This is a genomic window from Pseudoalteromonas sp. PAR1 (genome assembly GCF_947311895.1).
In the GTDB taxonomy this organism is placed as follows: Bacteria; Pseudomonadota; Gammaproteobacteria; order Enterobacterales; family Alteromonadaceae; genus Pseudoalteromonas; species Pseudoalteromonas lipolytica_C.
The window spans coordinates 1-25,310 of sequence record NZ_CAMZMY010000020.1; the positions used below are offsets into that span (position 1 = coordinate 1).

Sequence of the window (25,310 nt, forward strand, 5' to 3'; positions counted from 1 at the left end):
TGGTCGAATGCACCGGTCTTGAAAACCGGCAGGGGTTTGTAGCCCCTCTAGGGTTCAAATCCCTATCTCTCCACCATCATTGAAGCCGCTGAATTTATTCAGCTTCAGCGGCTTTTTTGTTTCTACAGCCTTTCCTCTGTTTTACAAATTACGACTATTGTCGATATTTCGCATTTCAACCACTTAGTCCATGCTTTACGTATCTCGTATTATCTTTGTGAAATTAGGGAATTTATGAAACATCGTTTAGCAAAGAGTGTAGGACTTTCATTATTATCGCCCGTTATCGTAGGTTGTATCCTCGGCCTTTATTATGCTTTTACCTTAGATGGTAATGGGCTGAGTATTTTTTTTAATCTACTTGTCAGTGCAATCGCTAATGCGCACATTGTGGGTCTTACAATGGCAGCGTTTGTAGTACCGGGTTATTTACTTATGTATAAATATGCAAAAGTAAACTATTCGGGTGTTTTGACACTGGGATTATTAGGTGGGGCAATTTTTAGTTACTTGTTAAGTGCAACTACAGGGATGGCATTTGTAATCAATGCAGTTATGTCTGCCTTAGCAGCAGGGCTGTTTTTATTTGGTTTAAGACAGGGGTTAGCAACCCAATCTCCACATCAATAGCAGAATATTTAATCAAGCTAGCTTATTTTAAGGGCAAATTGTTTTTTTTTGCCCTTAAAAGGTTTCATTTATTGCTTACAAAGAGTACCTTTAGCTACTGTATGTTTAATAAGAAGTAGTTTGGTATGCAAAAGCAGGATTTTTACCAGTCATTAGTTAAACAAGCTGAATCACTAATTGCAGGTGAATCAAATGTCATTGCAAATATGGCTAATTTAAGTGCGTTGTTGTTTACCTCTTTAGAGGATATAAACTGGGCGGGCTTTTATCTAATGGATTCTCCCGAAGAATTAGTGTTAGGGCCGTTTCAAGGCAATCCAGCATGCATCCGTATTCCAGTAGGTAAAGGGGTATGTGGGACTGCTGCACAAACACAACAAACACAATTAGTTGAAGATGTTCACGCATTTGCAGGTCATATTGCATGTGATGCAGCATCAAATTCTGAAATTGTTGTACCTGTTTTTAAAGATGGTAAAGTGTTTGCTGTACTTGATATTGATAGCCCGAGCATTGGCCGTTTTGATACTGATGATCAAGCTGGTTTAGAAGCATTGGTAAAATGCTTTGAGGCAAATCTAAAATGAAAGATCTGCTAAATGTGCAAGATTACCTTTTTGCGATTCACGATGTAGGTGATTGGGAAGGGGAAGAAGAAGTTGTTGCTGAAAGGCTCAACGACTTGATTCACATGGCTTGGGATCGTCTACCTGATGACCTTGACTGTGAATCAATTGATGAAATTATTAATGGTATTTGGGAACACCTTCGCGGTGATTTAGCGCTTATTGAAGCGGACTTCGAAGAGTTGACCGACTGGGTAACACACTATGTCGATTCATCACTTGATGAAAAGATGTAATAAAAGGTTCTAACATGGAAACCACAAACAAGCTAAAAGATATTAATGAAGTACTGGATTTCTTATACCAAGAATTTCCGCAATGTTTTAAACAAAAAGACGGCATTCAACCGCTAAAAGTAGGTATTTTTAAAGATATCGCTGAGCGCATTGAAGGTTCTGAGAAAGTAAGTAAAACTCAGGTTCGTCAAGCGCTAAGAAAATACACCTCTAATTGGCGTTATTTAGAAGCAGTAACTAAATCTGAGTTTCGTATCGACCTTGATGGTAATCAAGACGAAAAAGTGGAACAAGAACACGTTGAACATGCACAAAAAGCGTTAGAAGAAAGCCGTGCAAAAATGGCTAAACGCAAAAAGCAACAACGTCCACGCAAAGACGGTGACACAAAATCTTACAAAAAGAATACGGGTCATCATGCAAAATCAGCTGAAAAAGGCGCTAAAGTTAGCAATAAGCCTGCAAAAGCTGCACCTGCAAAACGTTCTGGAAAAGTTGAACCTTTACCTGCCTCTGAGGTCAAGGTAAATAGCAAAGTTAAAGTTAAACTTGGCCAAGCACTTGTTAATGCGGTTATTACTGAAGTGAACAAAGATGAGGTTCATGTTGAGTTAGTAACAGGGATGCAAGTTAAGACCAAAGCAGACAGCCTGTATATCATTTAATAGCTGTAAAAATTAAGGAGTTGTGTATGAGTAATAAGTTTACGCTCATTCCGTTAGTCGCTGCCCTGTTTTCAGGTTCATTATTGGCATCTACAGACAATCTAACTGTTGAAGATTTGCCTATTCTTAAGCAAGAAAGCCAGCATAGTACGGCTAGTAAACGGGTGACAAACTTATTTACTCGTGCACACTACAAACCTATTCGTTTTAACGACGAATTATCTGAGCAAGTTTTTGATCGTTACATCGAATCCCTTGATTTCAACAAAAGTGTTTTTTTAGCTTCAGATATTGCATCATTCTCGCAATATAAAGACCAGTTTGATAATGCACTTTCGACAGGGAAGCTTGGGTTTGCTTTTGATATTTTTAACTTAAGCTTAAAACGACGTTTTGAGCGTTATGATTATTCATTGTCATTACTTGATAAAGAAATGACTTTTGATAAAGAAGATGAATACATGTTCGACCGCGAGGACGCGAGTTGGGCAACAACTCAGGCTGAGTTAGATGAGTTATGGCGTCAACGAGTTAAATATGATGCGTTACGCTTAAAAATGACAGGTAAAGATTGGCAAGGCATTAAAGATGTTTTAACCAAGCGTTACCACAATGCGCAAAAACGCTTAGTACAAACAAATAGTGAAGATGCGTTTCAAATTGTAATGAACTCGTTTGCACGAAGCATCGAAGCGCATACTTCTTATTTATCTCCACGACGTGCTGAACAATTCAAGATGGATATGGACCTTGAGTTAGAAGGTATCGGCGCAGTCCTTAGTTATGATGAAGATTACACAGTAATTCGTAGCCTAGTACCGGGTGGTCCAGCAGATAAGTCAGAGCAAATTAAAGCTGATGACCGTATTATTGGTGTTGCCCAAGAAGGTGAAGACTTTGTTGATGTTATCGGTTGGCGCTTAGATGATGTTGTTGAGCTTATAAAAGGTCCAAAAGGCACCAAAGTACGTTTACAATATCTAAAAGGTGCAGATGCTCACGGCACTCCTAAAGTGGTTGAAATAACCCGTGATAAAATTCGCTTAGAAGACCGTGCTGCCAAATCAAATGTGTTTGAAGCAAAGTATTCAGATTTAACCAGTAAAATCGGTGTGATTGAAATACCAGGCTTTTACAATAACCTATCACAAGATGTAAAAGTTGAGCTTGCTAAATTAAAAGAAGCTAAAGTTGATGGTATTATCATCGACTTACGTCAAAATGGTGGTGGTTCTTTATATGAAGCGACACAACTTTCTGGTTTATTTATAGATCAAGGCCCGGTCGTTCAAATCCATACACTAAATAATCGTATTGAAGAGCAAAAAGACCGTGATGGTGTGACTTTTTATGATGGCCCATTAACGGTATTAGTTGACCGCTATAGTGCCTCTGCCTCGGAAATTTTTGCTGCGGCAATGCAAGATTATGGTCGTGCAATTGTGATTGGTGAGCAAACATTTGGTAAAGGCACTGTACAGCAGCATAAACCGCTTGGCCGTGCTTACGATTTATATGATCATCCATTAGGTAGCGTGCAATATACGATTGCAAAATTCTACCGTATCAATGGCGGTAGTACACAGCACAAAGGCGTGATACCAGACGTATCTTTCCCTTCAGCTATCGATCCTGCAGAATGGGGCGAAAGCCAGCAAGATAATGCACTACCTTGGGATAGTATCATCCGTGCTAAATACAACTCAGTTGATAACCTAAAACCAGCTATCTCTTACGTTAATAAGCTTCATGATGCACGTATTGCAAGTGAACCTGAGTTTGGTTATGTGTTTGATGACATTAAGCGCTATCAAGAAGAGAAAGACCGTAAGACTATCTCACTAGTTGAAGCTGACCGCTTAAAAGAGAAAGACGAAGGTGAAGAGCGTGCGTTAGAGCGTGCGAATGAACGTTTAGTTCGTCTGGGTGAAAAGCCAGTTGAGAAACTAGACGACTTACCTGATGTGCTTGATGATTTAGACCCATTCTTAGAAGAAGCGGCTCTGATCACTCAGGACTATATTAAATATGGTCGTATCGCGAAAAAATAATTAGCAATTTTTTAGCAAAATTGTTCAATAAAAAGGCGCTTAGGCGCCTTTTTTGCTACCTAAAACAGGTCATCTTGTTATAATGAAAAATCTGATAGCCTTAAACTATAAGGGTTTGAGGCTTATGAACAATAATAATTAAACACGCCATATAAGACGTGTAGGAGACTATCTTTTGAATTCAGTTGAAGATAAACCTGTTAAACAGGCCAGCTTTTTGGACGCCCTGATCCCAATTTCAGTGCTGGTTTGCCTGCTAGGTGCAGCAGTTTACTTATTCGGTGATAACTCATCATCGGGTCCAAATCAAATCGCATTATTATTTGCCACCTTTACTGCCGCATTAATTGGCTTAAAAAATGGTTATACCTGGAAGAAACTAGAACAAGCCATGATTGAAGGGATCACTTTGTCTCTTGGTGCAATCATCATTCTTTTGATGGTCGGTGCTTTAATTGGTACTTGGCTACTTTCAGGCACTGTACCAACCTTAATTTACTATGGTTTACAGATCATTAATCCAAGCTGGTTTTACGCAGCAAGTTGTTTAATTTGTGGCATTGTTGCGATGAGTATCGGTAGCTCATGGACTACAGCTGCGACCATTGGTGTTGCACTGCTTGGTGTCGCAACAGGCCTTGGCCTTGAACAAGTTGTTACTGCGGGTGCGGTTATTTCTGGTGCTTACTTTGGTGATAAGTTAAGTCCATTATCAGAAACCACTAATTTGGCTCCTGCTGTTGCGGGAGCTGATTTATTTGAACATATTCATCATATGCTCTGGACAACAGTGCCAAGCTTTATTATTGCGTTAATTATTTTTATTTTTATGGGATTTAATGCAGGTGGTTCGACAGAAGCTGGTCGTATTGATGAAATCGTTAACTTATTAGAGCAAAACTTCAATATTGGCTTTGAGATGCTAGTGCCGTTAGCTGTATTACTTTTCTTAGCAATCCGTAAGATGCCAGCATTTCCTGCGATTTCTATCGGGGCAGTATTAGGTGCGATTTGGGCGATGTTATTTCAATCAGATTTAATAAATAGCCAAATTGATGCATCACAAGGCCACGCGATTGGCTATTTTAAACTAGTTTGGACAACCTTCTTCGACGGTTTCAGTATCGATACTGGCGATGAAAAAATGGACTCACTATTAAGTGGTGGCGGTATGGCAGGCATGCTAACAACAACTTGGCTGATTATGACAGCCTTGATGTTCGGCGCTATTATGGAAAAAACCGGTTTACTTGATATGTTCGTAAAGAGCATTTTAAAAATAGCAAAAAGCACAGGCTCGCTTATTACTGCCACTATCGCAACCTGTATTGGTACCAATGCGGTAGCAGCTGACCAATATATTGCGATTGTTGTTCCTGGTCGAATGTTTAAAGACGAGTACGAAAAGCGCGGTTTGAAGCCAGTTAACTTATCTCGCACATTAGAAGATGGCGGTACAATTACAAGCCCACTTATACCTTGGAATACCTGTGGTGCTTACATGCAGAGTGTTTTATTAATAAATCCATTTGATTACGCTATGTATGCATTCTTTAATTTAATTAATCCATTCTTAGCGGTTGTTTACGCCTATTTAGGTATTAAGATTTTACGTATTACCCCAAAACACGTTAAACAAGAAGCTAGCGCTGAATAATAAACTTAGGCCCTGTATAGTTGCAGGGCCATTTTGGAGCCAGTTATGTCTGCTACGAGTAAACCTCAAGCTCAATATTTAAAAGATTATCAAGCCCCTCAATTTTCAATTCAACATATCGATTTACGCTTCGAATTAGCGCCTTTACAAACGTCAGTACAGTCTACAATGACAATCAATCGTACTGATGAAAGTAATTCGGACCTTGCTCTTGATGGTGTTGATTTAACGCTTATCTCAGTAGTGGTTGATGATAAAGCCTATGATGATTATACACTCGAAGATGAAAAACTAATCATTCATAACCTACCAGAAAACTTTATTCTGAAAATAGAAAACCATATTGATCCGCAAACGAATACTTCACTAGAAGGTTTGTATTTGTCGGGTGGTGCTTACTGTACGCAATGTGAAGCCGAAGGTTTTCGAAAAATTACCTATTACCTCGACCGCCCTGACGTACTTGCCAGTTTTGATGTGACTATTATTGCTGACAAAAAATATACTCACCTGCTCTCAAATGGTAATCAAATTGAGGCTGGTAACTTAGATGACGGTCGGCACTTTGTAAAATGGCAAGACCCATTTAAAAAGCCTAGCTACTTATTTGCATTAGTCGCTGGTGACTTTGATGTGCTACGTGATCATTATACAACCAAGTCAGGTCGCAATGTTGAATTAGCGTTATTTGTTGATAAAGGAAATTTATCAAAAACACCTCATGCTATGACATCTCTCAAAAAATCAATGCGATGGGATGAAGAGCGCTTTAACCTTGAATACGATTTAGATATTTACATGATTGTCGCTGTTGATTTCTTCAACATGGGCGCGATGGAAAATAAAGGTTTAAATATCTTTAACTCTAAATGTGTTCTGGCGAATCAAGAAACAGCAACAGATAAAGATTACCATACAATTGAATCCATAGTCGGACATGAGTACTTCCACAACTGGACAGGAAACCGAGTTACATGTCGTGATTGGTTCCAATTGTCTTTAAAAGAGGGATTGACTGTTTTCCGCGATCAAGAGTTTAGTAGTGATATGGGGTCGCGAGCACTCAATCGAATTGATGCGGTTAAAGTAATGCGAACGCACCAATTTAGTGAAGATGCGGGGCCAATGGCACACCCAATTCGCCCTGAAAAAGTCATCGAAATGAACAATTTTTACACGGTTACTGTGTATGACAAAGGGGCTGAAGTTATTCGTATGATGCATACCTTACTGGGAGAAGAAAAGTTCCAACAAGGTATGTCATTGTATTTTGATCGTCATGACGGACAAGCTGTTACCTGTGATGATTTTGTTGCTGCTATGAGTGATGCATCAGGTATCGATTTAACGCAATTTAAGCGTTGGTATAGTCAAGCTGGTACGCCAAAACTTAATGTAGAACAAGTTTACGATGAACAAAAGCAGACCTTCACACTGAGCATTGAACAGTTTGCTCCTGATAATCAACCTGACAATGCCTTATTGCATATTCCGTTTGCTATTGAGCTTTTAGACAGTGTAGGGCAGTCACTACCTCTTGTGATTAATAACCAGCCACAAGATTCGGTATTAAATGTCACTGAAAAAACGCAACAGTTTGTTTTTGAAGGTATAAAACAGCGTCCAGTCGCAGTGCTGTTAGAGGACTTCTCTGCGCCATGCATTGTTAATCAAAACACTTCTGCTGCTGATCTTTTACATATTATGCGTTTTGCCCGTAGTGACTTTTCGCGCTGGGATGCCCAACAACGCTTATTTACTAATGAGATGAAACAAGCTGTTGCATCTGGTGATGCTAACTTATCAGATGAAATAATTAATGCGCTTAAAACACTTATTGATGAGCGAGATGGTGATCTTGCACTAATTGCAGAACTGTTAAAACTACCCAGTTACGATACTTTAGCCGCGGAATACTCAACCATTCCTGTGGATGACATCATCGCAGTGCAAAATACCTTTGAAGCGCAAATTGCAAGCAGTTTAGCTGACTCTTTTGTTAATTGTTATAACGCTCTGTTGGATGATGGATCAACCTCTGCAACTGCTGTAGCCATACGTGCTCTTAAACAAGTTTGCTTGTACTATTTAGCTAAAACAAATCACAACTCAGTAAATAGCTTAATTAATGAGTCTGCTCACAGTAGTAATATGACGAATGTATTGGCAGCATTAAGTGCTGTTGTGAAAGCTAACCACCCATTGTGTGACACATTACTTGATGAATTTGATGCAAAATGGCGTCATGATGTACTTGTAATGGATAAATGGTTTGCACTGCAAGCGATGAAAGAGACAGCGAGCAGTATTGAAGATATTAAAGCTCTTTATAATCATCCAAGCTTCGATTTTGGAAACCCAAATCGTGTACGGGCATTAGTTGGCAGCTTTAGTCATTTTAATATTACCCAATTCCATCGAGCTGATGGTAAAGGTTATGAACTTTTGGGTGACTTATTAGTTAAATTAAATGATATTAACCCTCAAAATGCATCGCGAATGCTAACCCCATTTATGTCATGGCGACGTTACGACGAAAATCGTTCAGCAGCTATAAAAGCGCAGTTAATGCGTTTAGCAAATTTAGAAGGGTTAAGCGATGATTTATTTGAAAAGGTTGAGAAAGCACTTGAAAGCTAATGAGAGAATACTATTTTGCTTTGTACCTTAGTTATGCTGAATGTCTTGATTACTATCATGGTAAATATAAGTCTGTTCAGGTAACAGAAGATGGCGGTAAAATCGTACGATTCGATGCTCGTTATTTACGCCCGCACATTTCTTCTTTAGGAATAAGAGGGCGCTTTCGGCTAACATTAACCGATGAAAATCAGTTTATAAAATTAGAGAAAGTGAGTTAAAAAAGCAGCTATAGCTGCTTTTTTATTACTCAGTTCCCAGTAAAAAAGCCTCATTTGTAGTTATTTTCTTGCTCTTCAAAATAGTAATTTTATTATATTTTTGTTAATTCGATTTGTTCTATTGTTAATTTACGTGTATAAAATATCTGGTATGACGTCTTACCAATACGTAAACGTCACATTTTTAAATAAATATTAACCGATTGAACGCGTTCTATATTGTATTTTTATTGTTTCGCTTCTATCGTTAGAAAGATACTAAAAACAACAATTTGATCACAGAACAACCCGTTACAGGGGGATGAACACAATGATAAAACGATCGCTTTTTGTTAAAAACAAAATAGCTTTGGGACTCGCGGCGGCTACACTCGGAATCTCAAGTACATCTTTGCATGCAGCAAACTTCGAGTTAGGGGACTTTGACGTACGTTTTGACTCTAACTTTTCTTATGGTCAAAGCATTCGTGTTGAAGACCGAGATTTTAAACATATAGGTAAAAGTAATAATCCTTCATTTGATTGGACGGGTTATCATTCTGCGTTAAATCCTATTTATTCTTCTGCGGATGTTTGGAACCAACCTGGTGCCTACTCTAATAATGGTGATGCAGGGAATTTAAATTTTGATAGTGGCGATTCATTCTCAAAATTATTAAAGGGCAACCACGAGTTATCAATTAGTAAAGATAACTATGGTTTCTTTACACGCTTTATGTATTTTTACGACTTTGCATTGATGGATGGCGATTTTGCATATAGCAATCCTACATCAGGTAACAAAGTAGACCCATGTGACGATGATGACACTAAAGAACAAGTATGTGCTGATTTACGTTTATTAGATGCGTACGTTTGGGCAAACTTCGATTTAAATGAAGGTCGTAACCCTCTGTCTATTCGCTTAGGTCAGCAAGTTGTAAACTGGGGTGAAAGTACCTTGATTTCTCATGGTATAAACGTTAACCCAGTTGATATCGATCGTTTAAAAGCGCCAGGCGCTGAGTTAAAAGAAGCCTTTATCCCTGTGGGTATGCTTTGGGCATCTCTTGGCATTACAGATAACTTAACACTGGAAGGCTTTTACCAATATGAATGGCATGAAACACGTCTTCCAGCTGCAGGTACGTACTTCTCGACTAACGATTTCGCGTCAGAGAATGGTTATCAGCAAAATATTCAACTAGGTTTTACATCAAACCCAGATATCGATTTAGCATTCTTAACAGAAAGCTTAAACAGCTTAGACGATATTGTGCGTTCGCAAGGTGTTGATCCAACATCTGCGCAAGGTCAAGCTATGATGGCGCAAATGTATTTAGCTTATCCGACTAAAGTAGCTCTTAAAGGTAAGGGCAGTGCGGGTAAAAATGAGCCAGATGATGGTGGTCAATATGGTTTACGTTTAGGTATGTTTTTACCTGAATTAAACGATACTGAAGTGGCTTTATACCACATCAATTACCATAGCCGACGCCCAGTAATTTCTGGTCAAGTGTCTAATTTTACAGCTGGTGCTATCGCGGCCGATATTGGTATGTTGTTATCTACAGAAATCACTGAAGATAATGTAACTAGCTTACAAGCATTCACCAAAGGCCAATTAGAATACCCTGAAGATATTAAGCTTTATGGTATCAGCTTTAATACATCATTAGGCGAGACTGCTTTCGCTGGTGAATTTGCATTCCGTCAAGATGAGCCACTACAAATTGATGACGTAGAGCTTCTTTATGCGGGTATGCCAGAACAACTAGCCGTGGCTGGAATTCGACCTGACTTTGCGGGTATTTCGCAAATGAGTTTGGGTGATGCTACAAGTGTTGTAGGTCCTGGTGAAGTGGCGCAAGGCTTTATATTACGTAACACAGCACAATTACAATTTACAGCAACGCATCTATTTGGCCCATCATTAGGTGCAGACAGCTGGGCGGTTGTTGGTGAAATCGGTGGTGTGCGCATTAATAATATGCCTGAATACGATGAGCTGCGTTTAAACGTTGCTGGTACGGGTCGAAGCGGCATTATGCAGGGGCCACTGAGCGATGATTATTCAACCCTTCATATGGGTTTATCGAATGGTCCTGAAACGAATCCGTTCCCAACAGCATCGGCATGGGGTTATCGTTTAATCGCTAAAGGTGATTACTATAACATTTTCAACGGTGTTAACTTCTCGCCACGTTTTGTGTTCTCACATGATGTGAATGGTATTACACCTGATCCGATGTTCTTATTTGTTGAAGACCGTAAATCACTCGGTGTAACGATGAACTTCAACTATCAAAATGCGTGGTCATTCGACTTTAGCTATAACTCTTTCTGGGGTGGTGGCGCGACGAATACATTCTCTGACCGCGATTATGTTTCATTTAATATTAAATATTCAATCTAAGGGTAAATTATGATTATTAGAAAACCTACCCTCATTGCTGCAGCTTTTTGTAGCGTTTTCGCAAGCTCTAGTGTACTTGCAAAAATTACTGCTGATGAAGCAGCACGTTTAGGTAATGACTTAACGCCAATAGGCGCAGAAAAAGCAGCTAACAAAGATGGTTCAATTCCAGCTTGGACGGGTGGTATCATAACCCCTCCTGCAGACTATAAACCAGGCATGCACCACCCAGACCCATTCGCTGATGATAAAGTGTTGTTCACCATCGATAAGTCAAACGTTGATAAATATAAAGAGTACTTGAGCCCTGGTCAGGTTGAATTATTCAACACTTATCCAGACACGTTTAAGATGAACATTTATCCAACGCGTCGTAGTGCGTCTTATCCGCAGTTTGTTTATGATGCGACTAAAAAATACGCTACGACAGCCGAGTTAGTTGAAGGTGGTAACGGTATTAAAAACACAGCTGTGGGTGTACCTTTCCCAATTCCTAAAGATGGTTTAGAAGCAATTTGGAATCACCTTTTACGTTTCCGTGGTTTATCAATTGAACGCTCTGGTGGTCAAGCAGCACCAACAGCGTCAGGCTCATATAATTATGTTGGTTTTGAAGAACAACTTTTAGTTGAATATTCATCACCAGATGCAACGCCAGAAAAACTGCAAGAATCTAATATCTTGTTTAAGTTTAAGCAAAAAGTAACTGAGCCAGCTCGTCTAGCAGGTACTGCGTTATTAGTTCATGAAACTATGGACCAAATCTTAACGCCACGCCAAGCATGGACATACAACTCAGGTCAGCGTCGAGTTCGTCGTGCACCTAATGTTGCATATGATGCACCAGGAACAGCGGCTGATAGCTTACGTACCACTGATGACTTTGATATGTTCAACGGTTCTCCTAACCGTTACAACTGGACATTAAAAGGTAAGCAAGAGCTTTATATTCCATATAACAGCTATAAACTTCACAGCGATAAGTTAAGCTATGATGATATCTTGCAAGCTGGTCACATTAACCCTGAATATGTTCGTTACGAAAAGCACCGTGTTTGGGTTGTAGAAGCAAACCTGAAAGAAGGTACGCGTCATATTTATAAGAAACGTGTTTTCTATATTGATGAAGATAGCTGGCAAGTACATGTAACGGATATTTATGATAACCGTGACCAAATGTATCGTGTAGCAATGGCACATGGTCTTAACTACTATGAAGTACCGACTCATTGGAGTACGTTAGAAGTTTATCATGACCTTAACTCACGTCGTTACCTAGCAATTGGTTTAGATAACCAAGAAAAAATGTATGATTTCTCACAATCATTCAATGATAACGAGTTCACTTCAAGCGCTTTACGCCGCGAAGGTCGTTAAACAATCTAAGGCACCTGACTTCAGGTGCCTTTTGCAATTCGCGTAAGTCATCAAGACACGCAATTGGTTTTCCCAGTGGCTTTTTTGACTTCTCTTTTTATCTTTTCGAAGGCGATTTATCTTTATGAAGTATTTGCTTTATGCCTGTCTTGCTTATAGTGCTTCATGTTTTTCTCAAGACATGCCCACACCGCAACAAGCGATTAGTGCCGTTAATGCAAACAAAACTCTACTCACTGACATCGAATTGGTCGGTGAAAAACTGGTTGCTGTTGGTAAACATGGTGTGGTTATCACTAGTACTGACGCACAAACATGGCAGCAAGCCAGTGTACCAACTCAAGTATTACTCACCGCGGTTGATTTTTATAATGACGAATTAGGCTGGGCTTGTGGCCACGATGCCACTATTATCAACACCGTGGATGCTGCTAAAACTTGGCAGTTACAACAATCTTTACCAAACATGGATAAACCATGTTTAGATATTCTTTTTACATCTGAAAGCAATGGTTATGCAGTGGGTGCATACGGCATGTTTTTTGAAACCACTGATGGTGGCCAAACATGGGAGAAACGTTTTTTAGATAGCTTGTTATTTGAAGATGATCGCGACTATTTGAATGATTTAAAAGAAACAGATCCTGAAGGATATGAGCTTGAGACCGCATCAATTTTGCCGCATTTTAATCGTATAGTGAAAACTAAAGACCGATTAATCTTAGCAGGTGAAATGGGGCTAATGGCCGAAAGTGTAGATAATGGCCAAACATGGCAACGTCTTGAAGAGATTTATATGGGCTCTTTCTTTACGTTTGCGTCAACTGCAGATCAGGGTGGTGAAGACCTAGTTGCAGGTTTGCGTGGCAATATATTTACTCGTCAAGCAAATAGTGATCAGTGGTTACCAATTCAAAACACTAATTATGCCACCGTCAACAGCGCAATAAACCACAATAACGAATGGCTTTTATTTGCCAATAGTGGAGTTATTTTTCATGTTAAGGGTGATCAATTATCAGAAGAGCAAATGGCCGATGGCAAATCATTGCTCGACGGTGTTGTGTTTCAAGACAAACTAATTATGGCTTCAGAAAATGGCATTAAAGTGAAGGAGTTGAATCCGTAATGCGTGGTTTATTAGACTTTTTAGAAAGAGCGGTATTTCGTCATCGCTTGTTCGCAATTATTTCCTTTGCTTTGATCACCTGTTTTTTATTATTCAAAGCAACACAAATTCAATTAGACGCCTCGTTTAATAAAAATATCCCTCTTAATCATGAATACATGAAAGTATACACCAAACACGAAAAGCAATTTGGTGGAGCAAACAGCATTTTGATTTCTGTCTGTGATGCAGATGGTGATATTTTTAATGAGGAATTTTTCACCCAACTTAAAGCAGTTCATGATCAGCTTTACTTTATTCCGGGTGTAAATCGTCCGTTAGTTAATTCAATCTTCGCACCGAGTGCGCGTTTTGTTGAAGTGGTTGAAGATGGTTTTGCTGGCGGTCCAATTATTCCAGCAAACTTTACCGCTGATAAACGTGGTCTTTCGGTTGTAAAAGAAAACATCGAAAAAGCAAAAGTCGTTGGCCGTATGATTGCCAGTGACTACTCGTGTGCAATGGTAACAGCCCAGTTACTCGAGACTGATCCGCAAACACAAGAAAAACTCGATACATTAGCCTTTGCTGAAAAACTAGAAACACAAGTTCGTGAACCGTTAAGTACTGATAAAGTCAGTATCCATATTATTGGTTTTGCGAAAATGGCAGGGGATGTAGCAGAGGGTGCTAAAGGCGTACTGTTATTTTTTGCAATCGCGATTGCTTTTACCTTTGTGATGGTTTGGCTGTTCTGCCACTCTTTAAAACTGACAATTTTACCGATTGCCTGTTCAATCATTGCCGTTGTTTGGCAGTTAGGTTTGTTATCAACCTTGGGTTTTGGCTTAGACCCTATGTCAATTTTGGTGCCGTTTTTAGTGTTTGCGATTGGCGTAAGTCATGGTGTGCAAATGATCAATGACATCGGTAAAAAAGTGACGTCAGGAAGCTCAACCCGGGTGTGTTGTCAGGCAAGCTTTAGAGCACTTTTGATTCCAGGTGGAATCGCGCTGCTATCAGACACAATTGGCTTCTTAACCTTACTCACCATTGATATTGGTATTATTCGTGAACTTGCCATCACCGCAAGTTTAGGTGTGGCTGTGATTATTTTCACAAACCTCGTATTGTTACCAGTGTGGGCATCGTATATGCGCTTTGAAGGCTCAGTGCATATTCAAGCAGGAACACACTCAGACAAACCGAATTTCTTAGATAAATTGCGTGAACTGTTAGTAAAAGCGACGGACCGTAGAACCGCCGGTTTAATTATTGTGCTTACAGCGATATTATTTGCTGTGGGTTATTGGCAAGCTGACAAAATGCGCATTGGTGATTTACACGCAGGTGCGCCGTCTTTGCATCAAGATGCTCGCTACAACCAAGATACCTTCTTAATTTCAGATAAATACACGATTTCATCAGATATCCTAAAAGTGATTGTAGAAGCGTATCCTGCTGCTTGTACTGAGCATGATGTGATGGAGCGTATTAGTCGTTTTCAATGGCAGATGGAAAACGTTGCAGGGGTGCAATCAGCAGTGAGTTTAAGCTCAGTTGCGCAATCTGTGAATGCCGGCTTCAACGAAGGTAACCTTAAATGGCAAAGCCTGCCGCGCAACACGGCAAGTTTAGTGCAAGCAACATCGCGCGTTGAAACAAGCTCAGGTTTACTCGATGGTAACTGCTCTGTAATGCCAGTGATTATTTTCTTAAATGACCACAAAGCAGAAACTATTGACCATGTAGTAGCGAAAGTTAAAGAGTTTGCTAAGGCTGAAGAAACGGATGAGTTGAAGTTTAAGTTAGCATCAGGGCCTGTGGGTGTAATGGCTGCAACCAACGAATCTGTATCAGCTGCACAGCTACCTATGATGCTTTACGTTTACGGCGCCGTAATCCTGCTATGCTTAATTAGCTTTAGAAGTGTTAAGGCAACGGTTGCGGTTGTATTACCTCTGTATATCGTATCAACTTTAGCGCAAGCCTTGATGGTACAACTTGAAATAGGTTTAACGGTATCGACACTACCAGTTATCGCTTTAGGTGTTGGTATTGGTGTTGATTATGGGATTTATATACTGTCATCAATGATGGGGCAGCTAAAACAAGGTGTGGCACTCGAAGTGGCTTATCGCAATGCATTAGCAGAGCGTGGTAGCGCAGTGTTATTCACGGGTATTACCTTAGCCATTGGTGTTAGCACATGGATTTTCTCTGATCTGAAGTTCCAAGTAGATATGGGTATTCTTTTGACCTTCATGTTTTTGGTTAACATGCTGGGCGCAGTACTACTTTTACCTGCAATTGGTAGCTTCCTCTGGACTGACCAGAAAAAATAATGTGAATAATTGTGCTCCAATATGGCCAGTAATGGCCATTTATATCTATATTTTGTGAATAGATGACCAAATAGCTGAAAAGCTTAAAATGATTTCATCGAAAAGGCTGTTTATTAGCTGCAAAAGAGTTAGAATTTACCTGACTCCACGCTAATAAATGGCTGTACAAATATTCTACTAATCGATAAGTAGTATAGATTAAGGAACATACAATGACACGAAATGAAGGGCAAGCCTCGGTTATCTTAGATAATGTCTGTAAGCTGATCCAGAAAAAAGTTCACGCTGATAATGTGTTACTCGTTGAGAAATTCGCCAAAGCCTTGTACAGCAATATGTCTAAAGAGGATTTGGCACATCGCAACGATAGTGACTTATATGGCGCTGCACTAAGCCTATGGAACTCGCTAGAAAAAAATAACTCTGATGACGCGGTTGTCCGTGTCTTCAATCCAGAAGTAGCAAAAGATGGCTGGCAGTCATCGCACACTATTGTTGAAATCATCGCGAAAGACATGCCTTTCTTAGTTGATTCTGTGCGTATGGCCATGACTCGCGAAAACATCTCTTCTCACTTATTACTTCACTCTCCACTGAAAATCCAACGTGACAAAAATGCTAAAATCACGGGTATTTCAAGCTTAAAAGCAGAGCAAGAATCAACGTCAACAAAAACGGTGTTCTTTATCGAGATTGATCGCCAAACAGATGCAAAAGTTATTGAGTCTTTCAAAAAAGAACTTGAGTCTGTGTTAGTTGACGTATCTATCGCTGTAGAAGATTGGCAGCCAATTCGTGAAAAGCTAATTGCTGTAACGAAGGATTTACCTAAGCGTCATCATAATAATAACGAAAGTGAAGTTGCTGAAACGGTTGAGTTTTTAGACTGGTTAGCAAAAGATAACTTTACCCTAATGGGTTATCGTGAGTATGAACTGTCGCCTGTACAGGGTGATTATCAATTAAAAGGTAAAAAAGGTACTAGCCTTGGTCTGATGAAAAACACAGACGAAGAGCACAGCCGTTTACTTTCTGAATTACCAGAAGTTGCACGTCAAGAAGCGCGTAGCAATAATTTACTGATTTTAACGAAAACTAATTCAGTGTCTCGTGTTCACCGTCCTGCTTATATTGACTATGTGGGTATCAAGCGTTTTGACGAGGAAGGTAATGTAATTGGTGAAGACCGTTTCCTTGGTTTATTCTCTTCGAGTTTCTACAACAACAGCGCCGCTGATGTTCCGGTACTGAAAAGTAAAATTAATCGCATTATGGAAATGTGTGACTTTGCTAAAGGCACCCATGCTTATAAAGCGGTATTAAATATCCTAGAAACATATCCACGTGATGAACTTGTGCAAGCACGTGAAGCCGAACTACTTGAAGTTGCTATGGGCGTACTACAAGTACAAGAGCGTGATATGTGCCGTATTTTTGTGCGTAAAGACGCATATGGCCGTTTCTTCTCTTGCATGGTCTATGTACCGCGTGAGCGCTATAACACGGCACTACGTCGTGAAACGCAACGTATCTTAGCTAACGCATTTAATTCTGACGACAAAGTCGAATTTACTACTTTCTTCTCTGAGTCAACATTAGCCCGTACTCATTATACGGTGCGTGTGACTGACAATAATATTGAATATAACGTGAAAGACATCGAAAACAACCTAATTGAAGCTGCCCGTACTTGGGAAGATAGACTCCAGTCTGCACTACTTGAAAGTGCAGGTGAAGCACGCGGTAAAGAACTAAACCGTAAATATGCACAAGCATTTGCAAGTGCATATAAAGATCAGGTTTTACCAAGTGCTGCGGTTGTTGATATCGAGAAACTTGAGCTTCTTAATGACGAAAACAAACTTGAAATGTTGTTCTATCGTCCACAAGAAGAAGCAAATACCAATGTTGTTCGTTTAAGCTTATTCCATAAAGATGAGCCAATCCACTTATCTGACGTCATGCCAATGTTAGAAAACTTTGGCTTACGTGTAGTGGGTGAAACGCCTTACTCAGTTAAAACGACAGACGGTAAAATTAATTGGATCATGGATTTCACCATGCTAATTGACAATAAGGGCATTGCTGACTTTGATAAAGTATCTGCTCGTTTCCGTGCTGCGCTTACTAATGTTTGGAATAACCGTTTAGAAAACGATGGTTTCAACCGTTTAGTTTTAATGGGTGGTTTAACCGGTCGTGAAGCGTCTATTCTTCGTGCATACGCTAAATACATGCGTCAAATTGGTGTAACTTTCTCGCAGACTTACATCGAAAGCACATTTGCAAATTACCCACATATTGCTTCGCAAATCGTTAACTTATTCACTAAAAAGTTCTCAGTTAAGAACCCTGGTAGTGAGAAGACGCTTGAGAAGCTAGTTGCACAAGTAAATCTTGAACTAGAAAACGTAGCAAACCTAGATGATGACCGTATCATCCGTTTATACGTTGATATGATCAATGCAACTCTTAGAACGAACTTCTTCCAAAAAGAAGCGGATGGCCAATTTAAGTCATATGTATCGTTCAAGGTTCAGCCTTCTATGATCCCAGAAATGCCATTACCACTGCCTGCGTTTGAGATCTTCGTATACTCGCCGCGCGTTGAAGGTGTGCATTTACGTGGTGGTAAAGTTGCACGTGGTGGCCTACGTTGGTCTGACCGTCGTGAAGACTTCCGTACTGAGGTACTGGGTCTTGTTAAAGCGCAACAAGTTAAAAACACGGTTATCGTGCCAGTAGGTTCGAAAGGTGGTTTCGTATGTAAACAGCTACCGACAGACCGTGAAGCATTCTTCAAAGAAGGCCAAGAGTGTTACAAAATTTTCATCCGTGGTTTATTAGATATCACAGATAACATCGAACGTGGTGAGATTGTTCCGCCAGTTGATGTTGTTCGTCATGATGAAGATGACCCGTATTTAGTTGTTGCTGCCGATAAAGGTACTGCGACTTTCTCTGATATCGCAAACGGTATCGCAAATGAATATAACTTCTGGCTAGGTGATGCATTCGCATCAGGTGGCTCAGTAGGTTATGACCATAAGAAAATGGGTATCACAGCAAAAGGTGCGTGGGAGTCTGTTAAGCGTCACTTCCGTGAAATGGATATTGACTGTCAAACAACTGATTTCACTGTTGTAGCTATCGGCGACATGGCGGGTGACGTATTTGGTAACGGTATGTTGCTTTCTAAGCACATTCGCTTACAAGTGGCGTTCAACCACATGCACATCTTTGTTGATCCAAACCCAGATGCTGCAACATCTTACCCTGAGCGTGAGCGTTTATTTAATTTACCGCGTTCTTCTTGGGAAGATTACAACAAAGACCTTATTTCACAAGGTGGTGGTGTATTCTCTCGTGCGGCTAAATCAATTAGCTTAAGCCCTGAAATGAAGAAAATGCTTGGCACTAAAAAAGCGAGCATGACACCTAACGAATTAATCAAAGCAGCTCTAATGATGGAGTTTGATTTACTTTGGAATGGTGGTATCGGTACTTACATCAAGAACTCTAAAGAGACTGATGCAGATGTTGGTGACCGCGCAAATGATGCTCTTCGTATTAACGGTTCTGAGCTTGGTGCGAAGATCTTAGGCGAGGGTGGTAACTTAGGTGCTACTCAATTAGGTCGTATCGAATTTGCAGCTAAAGGCGGTCGTGTTAACACTGACTTCATCGATAACGTAGGTGGTGTTGCGTGTTCAGATAACGAAGTAAACATTAAGATCTTACTTAATGGCTTAGTTGCTGAAGGTGACTTAACGCGTAAACAACGTGATGAGCTACTTTATGCTATGACCGATGAAGTATCGCAACTGGTTCTAAAAGATTGTTATCGTCAAACGCATACCTTATCGATTACACAGTCAAAAGGCACATCAACACTTAAAGAAAAAGTACGTTTTATCCATGCCCTTGAAAAAGATGGCAAGTTAAATCGTGCGATTGAGTTCATTCCAACTGATGAAGAACTTGCAGAGCGCGCAGCAGCGGGTAAAGATTTAACTCGTCCAGAACTATCTGTACTAGTTTCTTACGCGAAAATGGTACTTAAAGAGTCTTTAGTGGTTGATGAAATCACTGAAAACCCTTATTACCGTCAGTTGTTGGTTAATTCATTCCCGGTACCACTTCGTGAGAAGTTCAACGATGCAATGGATAACCACCCACTTCGTAAAGAAATTATCGCAACAAAACTTGCCAATAATATTGTTAACGATATGGGCCTTAACTTCATGGTTCGTATGCACGAAGAAACAGGTGCTAACGAAGCAGAAATCGCGCTTTGCTATTCAATTGCAAAAGAAGTGTTCCAGATGCCAGAAACATGGTCATCAATTGTTGCACTTGATAATAAGATCCCAGCAGCTGTACAAACAGAAATGCTCTATCAGTTACGTCGTACGGTTCGTCGTGCAACACGTTGGTTCTTACGTCATCGCAATAAAGCACAAACGATTGAGCAAGCAATTGAGTTCTTTGCACCAACATTTGCTGATTTAAGTGAAAACTTAAATAGCTACATGGTTGAAAAAGAAAGCGAGCGTTTGGTTAAAGCAGCTGAGAAGCTAATTGATAGCAATGTACCAAAAGCACTTGCGACACGAGTTGTGTCTCTATCAAGCCTATTCTCTGTAATGGACTTAGCTGAAATTGCTAATAATTCAGAACGTAGTATTGCTATGGTATCTAACACGTACTTTAAGTTGGGTGCGCGTATGGGCTTACATTGGTTCCTTGACCAAATTACTAACCAACCGGTTGCAAATCACTGGCAAGCACTTGCTCGTGCTTCTTACCGTGAAGAGCTTGATTGGCAACAACGTACATTATCGGCTGTGGTACTTAATAGCTTTGCAGCAGACAGCAAAGACATAGATGCACAAATTGATGAGTGGATGGATAACCAAGATCTACTTCTACAACGTTGGAAACAGATGCTATCTGAATTCAAAACATCGCAAAGCCATGATTTTGCGAAGTTCTCAGTAGCACTTCGTGAACTAATGTTGTTAAGCCACAACTGTGACACTTCCAAATAAGTGAAAAGTCGTTAAAATACATACCCCAGCTCGCTGGGGTATTTTTTTGCCCTTAATTTGCAATGGTCCGTTTATAAGCGGCTACCTTGTTTATTTTTACCTAAGGAACAAACCATGTTTTATGATCTAGCTCGCCGTTTTATGTTTACCCGTGATGCGGAGTGGGCTCATGAATTTGCACTTAATAATTTACGCCGATTTGCTCATACTCCATTGAGTGCAGCGTGGTCTCAATCTGTCCCTAATAAACCAGTTAACTTTTTGGGTTTAGAATTTAAAAATCCAGTAGGTTTAGCGGCAGGCTTAGATAAAAATGCAGAGTGTATTGATGCATTTTCACAAATGGGTTTTGGCTTCGTTGAAGTGGGTACTGTTACTCCTCGCCCTCAAGCTGGTAACGATAAGCCGCGTATTTTCCGTTTACCAGAATCAAATGCGATCATAAATCGTATGGGCTTTAACAACAAAGGCGTTGATAACCTAGTTAATAACGTAAAAGCGGCGAAATATGACGGTATTCTAGGTATAAATATAGGTAAAAATAAAGATACACCAAACGAGCAGGGTAAAGATGACTACATTCATTGTATGCGCAAAGTATTTGAGCATGCATCGTACATCACAGTAAATATTTCTTCACCAAATACTCCGGGTCTTCGTGATTTACAATATGGTGAAGCGCTTGATGACTTGCTACAAAGCTTAAAGAATGAACAACTTGATTTAGCTGCAAAGCATAACAAACAAGTGCCTATGCTTGTTAAGATCGCCCCAGATCTTGATGAAATACAAATTGCGCAAGTTAGTGAGTCATTGATCAACAATAAGATCGATGGTGTTATTGCTACAAACACCACACTTGAGCGTGCGGCAGTACAAGGCCAACAATATGCAAACGAAGCGGGCGGTTTATCTGGCCAACCAGTACGTCAGCGCTCAACCCACGTGGTTAGTGAGCTGAAGCGCTTAACTGATGGTAAGTTACCTATCATTGGTGTGGGTGGTATTGATGATGCAGAATCTGCAAAAGAAAAATTTGCAGCGGGTGCCGACCTTGTACAAGTTTATACTGGCTTTATTTATAAAGGCCCAGAATTGGTAAAAACGATCCTTAACGGCTTATAAGGATCAGTTATCTAAGCATTTGATCATTAATAAAATGTTCTAAAAAAGTATTTTATTAATGGTCAGGCTTAGCTATAATTTATGATTAATCGCACAGAATTCTAAGTTAGGGAGGAGACATGTTACAAGCATCGAAGCAATGGAAATGGCTTGCTTGTGCAAAAAATAATCGTCTTTTGGTTGACCTTGACCAAGATATGCAACTGTGCACACCTTACAAATTACGCCAACTTACTGATGCTGTTTTACAAGAGCCAAACTTCAGTCTTGAAGATGCTGCATTTTATCAGCAAGTTTATCAATATCTTGAAACATTCTCATTATGGAGTCCGGCAGAGCTTTGCCAAATTGCTCTTAACGCTACAGCAGTTAAATTTCATTTGAAGCCAGTACTTGCAAAGAGTTGGTTTTTTCATGAATACCAGGGTAGCCAGCCAAGTGTTGAAGCGGTTGTAAAGTTATACTCTAAGGCACAAGATGGTGAGTTTTTAATTGTTGATCATTCACCAGAAGCATCTGTTTGCATTAATCTGAGCGCACACTTTCAGTTAGACGAAAATCTATCTCTAGAGCAGTTTGAAGCCATCAAGGTTCTAAATAATCGTATCCATCCTGTTTATATTCAACAAAAACAGTTTAAATCGGCATAGGGCGTGTTGACCTTTGTGAATTAAAATATGTTCACTTTAGCGGCAATTTAATCGCGGCGAGAGATTCGCAACCTAGTGGGCTAAGTAAAAATCTAGCTAATATCCCTGCAAATGTTGGCGTTTTTGTTCGCCAAGCTATGCTATAATCCCGCGCAATTAGCATTTAAGGGTTTTTACTTTGCAATTTATCGCACTTACTTCTATCGGAATAGAAAATTTACTTGTTGATGAGCTTACAGCACTTGGTGCAGAAGTCTCTAAACAAACCGTGGGCTCTGTACGTTTTGAAGCAGATAGCTTGTTAGCACAAAAAATTTGTTTATCGAGTCGCTTCGCCACTCGTATCATGATGCTGATAGAAGAGAAAGAAGGCGTTAAAGACAAAGAAAGCCTTTATCAATTTGCACGACTACAGCCTTGGCAAGAGTGGTTTGGCCCAAAACAAACTTTCGCTGTTGATTTTAGTGGTACTAACAACGATTTAAAAAATACCCAGTTCTCTGGTCTTGTCGTAAAAGATGCGATTGTTGATTATTTTTCAGATCTATTTGAACAGCGCCCAGATGTTGATAAGTACAACGCTAATGTGCGTGTTGTAGCAAGATTAAATCGCCAAGGTGTTGCGCTTTATATTGACTATTCAGGTCCACGTTTATCTGAACGTGGTTATCGTCAAGACCAAGGTAAAGCACCGATTAAAGAGCATTTAGCTGCAGCACTTGTAAAGCGAAGTGGCTGGCTTGAAAATGTACAACAACCTTTATTTGATCCATGTTGCGGTGCTGGTACCATTTTAATTGAAGCAGCAAGCATGGCTCGTAATGAAGCCCCTGGTTTATTCCGCGAAGGTTTTGCATTTGAGCGCCTACCAAGTTTCCGCATCCAAAAATACAAAGAGTTAAAAGCAGAACTAACAGCTCAAATTACTGATCCAAAGCTTTGGCTTATTGGACATGATATTGATGCTGGTGTAATTAAAAAAGCACAAGAAAACGCGGAACGCGCAGACCTTGGTAATGTAATTAAATTTAAACAAAGCGATGCAACAAAGCTTACCTCAGTTGCTAAGCTTCCTGGTGTGGTGATTTCAAACTTACCTTATGGTGAGCGTTTAGGCTCGATGGCAGAGTTGGTTAACTTACACCGAAGCTTAGGTGTTGGCTTCAAAAAGCACTTTAACCATTGGAAGCTTGCTTTACTTGGCACCGACGAAAGCCTATTTAAGTTATTAAAGCTTGTTAAATTAAAACGCTATAAGTTCAAAAATGGCCCGTTAGATGTGGTGCTAAATTTATATCAACTTGACGATAAACAAGTCGAGCTAAGCAAAGAAGATAAACCAGCTCTTAATTTTGAAGGTTCAACAGCATTTGCAAACCGCTTAAAGAAAAACAAGCAAAACTTGAAAAACTGGTTAAAGCAAAATGAAGTAAGCTGTTATCGTGTCTACGATGCGGATATTCCAGAATATAACGTTGCAGTTGATGTGTACGATGATTCAGCGGTTATTTTTGAATATGCCGCACCTAAAGAAATCGATGACACTACGGCACAAAAGCGCTTACAAGATGTGATTAGCCTGACCGCTGAGCAGTTAGAAATTGCGCCAGAGAATATCGCAGTTAAAGTACGCAAAAAGCAAAAAGGCGAAGAGCAATATACTAAGGTATCAAAACAAAATCGCACACAAGTAGTCGAAGAGTTTGGTGCTAAATTTAAAGTAAATCTATTTGATTATTTAGATACAGGTTTATTCTTAGATCACCGTTTGGCTCGTCGTTATATTCAACAAAACGCACAAGGTAAACGTTTCTTAAACTTGTTTGCTTATACGGGCAGTGCATCTGTTCATGCTGCGATAGGTGGTGCCAAAGCAATTACTACCGTTGATATGTCAAAGACCTATTTAAAATGGGCGCAAGAGAATTTCGCGCTTAATGACTTGAGCAATACTCGTTTTCGTTTTGAGCAAGCTGACTGCTTGAAATGGCTTGAATACGCACAAGGTCAATATGATTTAATTTTCTTAGATCCACCGACGTTCTCAAACTCAAAACGTATGAAAGACGCATTTGATGTTCAGCGCGACCATATCAAGCTCCTTACTTGGGTTAAAAAGATTTTAAGTCCAAATGGCACGCTTATATTCTCTAACAACAAGCGTGGCTTTATCATGGATGAAGTTGGTTTAATGGGGCTTGGCTTAAAAGCAGAGAATATTTCTGACAAAACTTTATCGCCAGATTTTAAACGCAATAAGCAAATTCATAATAGTTGGCTTATTACACATGGCTAGTTTTACCTTGTATCACACAGATGGCTGTCATTTGTGTGAAATGGCAGATGAATTATTAGTTGCAGCAAACGTTTCCTTTGCTGCAAAAGATATCATGGATAGTGAACAGCTTATCGCGCTTTACCAAACCAGTATTCCGGTTGTTGAAGCTCATCAAGGCGAAAAATTATTTTGGCCTTTTGATGCACAGCGATTAGCGCAATTTATTGCTGATAATAAAGAATAAGAGTAGTAATC

Annotated in this window: 17 protein-coding genes; all 17 read left to right on the forward strand. The window is 39.8% G+C overall.

Translation table 11 applies throughout. From position 1 onward, the window contains the following. The first annotated feature begins 234 nt into the window (after window positions 1-234). The 17 genes from QL229_RS15520 (at window position 235) to QL229_RS15600 (ending at window position 25,299) form a co-directional block, all read left to right on the forward strand. On the forward strand, window positions 235-630 hold the full coding sequence (locus QL229_RS15520) for a hypothetical protein (RefSeq protein ID WP_138557581.1): 396 nt from the start codon (window positions 235-237) through the stop codon (window positions 628-630). Between the two features lie 125 nt (window positions 631-755). After that, window positions 756-1,217 (forward strand): GAF domain-containing protein, encoded by a 462-nt coding sequence (locus tag QL229_RS15525; RefSeq protein WP_135924823.1) that lies wholly within the window; start codon window positions 756-758, stop codon window positions 1,215-1,217. After that, the gene (locus QL229_RS15530; protein WP_135924820.1) at window positions 1,214-1,492 is read left to right on the forward strand and encodes a hypothetical protein; all 279 of its coding nucleotides are present in this window, start codon (window positions 1,214-1,216) and stop codon (window positions 1,490-1,492) included. The genes QL229_RS15525 and QL229_RS15530 overlap by 4 nt, the downstream gene beginning before the upstream one ends. A gap of 14 nt (window positions 1,493-1,506) precedes the next feature. Next, window positions 1,507-2,157 carry an RNA chaperone ProQ gene (gene proQ / locus QL229_RS15535; RefSeq protein ID WP_138557580.1) on the forward strand — a complete coding sequence of 217 codons (651 nt, stop codon included), beginning with the start codon at window positions 1,507-1,509 and terminating at the stop codon, window positions 2,155-2,157. A 26-nt stretch (window positions 2,158-2,183) separates the two neighbouring features. Beyond that, window positions 2,184-4,208 carry a carboxy terminal-processing peptidase gene (gene prc / locus QL229_RS15540; RefSeq protein WP_135924815.1) on the forward strand — a complete coding sequence of 675 codons (2,025 nt, stop codon included), beginning with the start codon at window positions 2,184-2,186 and terminating at the stop codon, window positions 4,206-4,208. Between the two features lie 175 nt (window positions 4,209-4,383). Then, window positions 4,384-5,865: a Na+/H+ antiporter NhaC gene (gene nhaC / locus QL229_RS15545; RefSeq protein ID WP_135924812.1), complete on the forward strand. Its 1,482-nt coding sequence runs from the start codon at window positions 4,384-4,386 to the stop codon at window positions 5,863-5,865. Window positions 5,866-5,910: 45 nt separating this feature from the next. Further along, a complete protein-coding gene (gene pepN, locus QL229_RS15550; RefSeq protein WP_281547156.1) occupies window positions 5,911-8,505 on the forward strand; it encodes an aminopeptidase N in 2,595 nt (864 codons plus the stop codon). Next, a complete protein-coding gene (locus tag QL229_RS15555; RefSeq protein WP_135924807.1) occupies window positions 8,505-8,726 on the forward strand; it encodes a DUF2835 family protein in 222 nt (73 codons plus the stop codon). Before pepN ends, QL229_RS15555 begins: the two co-directional genes overlap by 1 nt. A gap of 310 nt (window positions 8,727-9,036) precedes the next feature. Then, window positions 9,037-11,121 (forward strand): DUF1302 domain-containing protein, encoded by a 2,085-nt coding sequence (locus tag QL229_RS15560; RefSeq protein WP_135924806.1) that lies wholly within the window; start codon window positions 9,037-9,039, stop codon window positions 11,119-11,121. A gap of 12 nt (window positions 11,122-11,133) precedes the next feature. After that, on the forward strand, window positions 11,134-12,498 hold the full coding sequence (locus tag QL229_RS15565; protein ID WP_138557613.1) for a DUF1329 domain-containing protein: 1,365 nt from the start codon (window positions 11,134-11,136) through the stop codon (window positions 12,496-12,498). A gap of 124 nt (window positions 12,499-12,622) precedes the next feature. Then, window positions 12,623-13,627, forward strand: a complete 1,005-nt coding sequence (locus tag QL229_RS15570; RefSeq protein WP_138557578.1) for a YCF48-related protein — start codon at window positions 12,623-12,625, stop codon at window positions 13,625-13,627. Next, a complete protein-coding gene (locus tag QL229_RS15575) occupies window positions 13,627-15,951 on the forward strand; it encodes an MMPL family transporter (protein WP_138557577.1) in 2,325 nt (774 codons plus the stop codon). The genes QL229_RS15570 and QL229_RS15575 overlap by 1 nt, the downstream gene beginning before the upstream one ends. Window positions 15,952-16,163: 212 nt before the next feature. Next, entirely contained in the window at window positions 16,164-21,002 is a 4,839-nt protein-coding gene (locus QL229_RS15580) for an NAD-glutamate dehydrogenase (RefSeq protein WP_138557576.1), read from the forward strand. Between the two features lie 114 nt (window positions 21,003-21,116). Next, window positions 21,117-22,127 (forward strand): quinone-dependent dihydroorotate dehydrogenase, encoded by a 1,011-nt coding sequence (gene pyrD / locus QL229_RS15585; RefSeq protein WP_138557575.1) that lies wholly within the window; start codon window positions 21,117-21,119, stop codon window positions 22,125-22,127. 119 nt (window positions 22,128-22,246) lie between these two features. Further along, window positions 22,247-22,777, forward strand: coding sequence for a cell division protein ZapC domain-containing protein (locus tag QL229_RS15590; protein WP_138557574.1), 531 nt, complete (start codon window positions 22,247-22,249; stop codon window positions 22,775-22,777). Window positions 22,778-22,955: 178 nt separating this feature from the next. Then, complete coding sequence (gene rlmKL / locus QL229_RS15595; RefSeq protein WP_138557573.1) at window positions 22,956-25,073, forward strand: bifunctional 23S rRNA (guanine(2069)-N(7))-methyltransferase RlmK/23S rRNA (guanine(2445)-N(2))-methyltransferase RlmL; 2,118 nt, start codon at window positions 22,956-22,958, stop codon at window positions 25,071-25,073. Next, a complete protein-coding gene (locus tag QL229_RS15600; RefSeq protein ID WP_138557572.1) occupies window positions 25,066-25,299 on the forward strand; it encodes a glutaredoxin family protein in 234 nt (77 codons plus the stop codon). Before rlmKL ends, QL229_RS15600 begins: the two co-directional genes overlap by 8 nt. The last annotated feature ends 11 nt before the right edge of the window (window positions 25,300-25,310 follow it).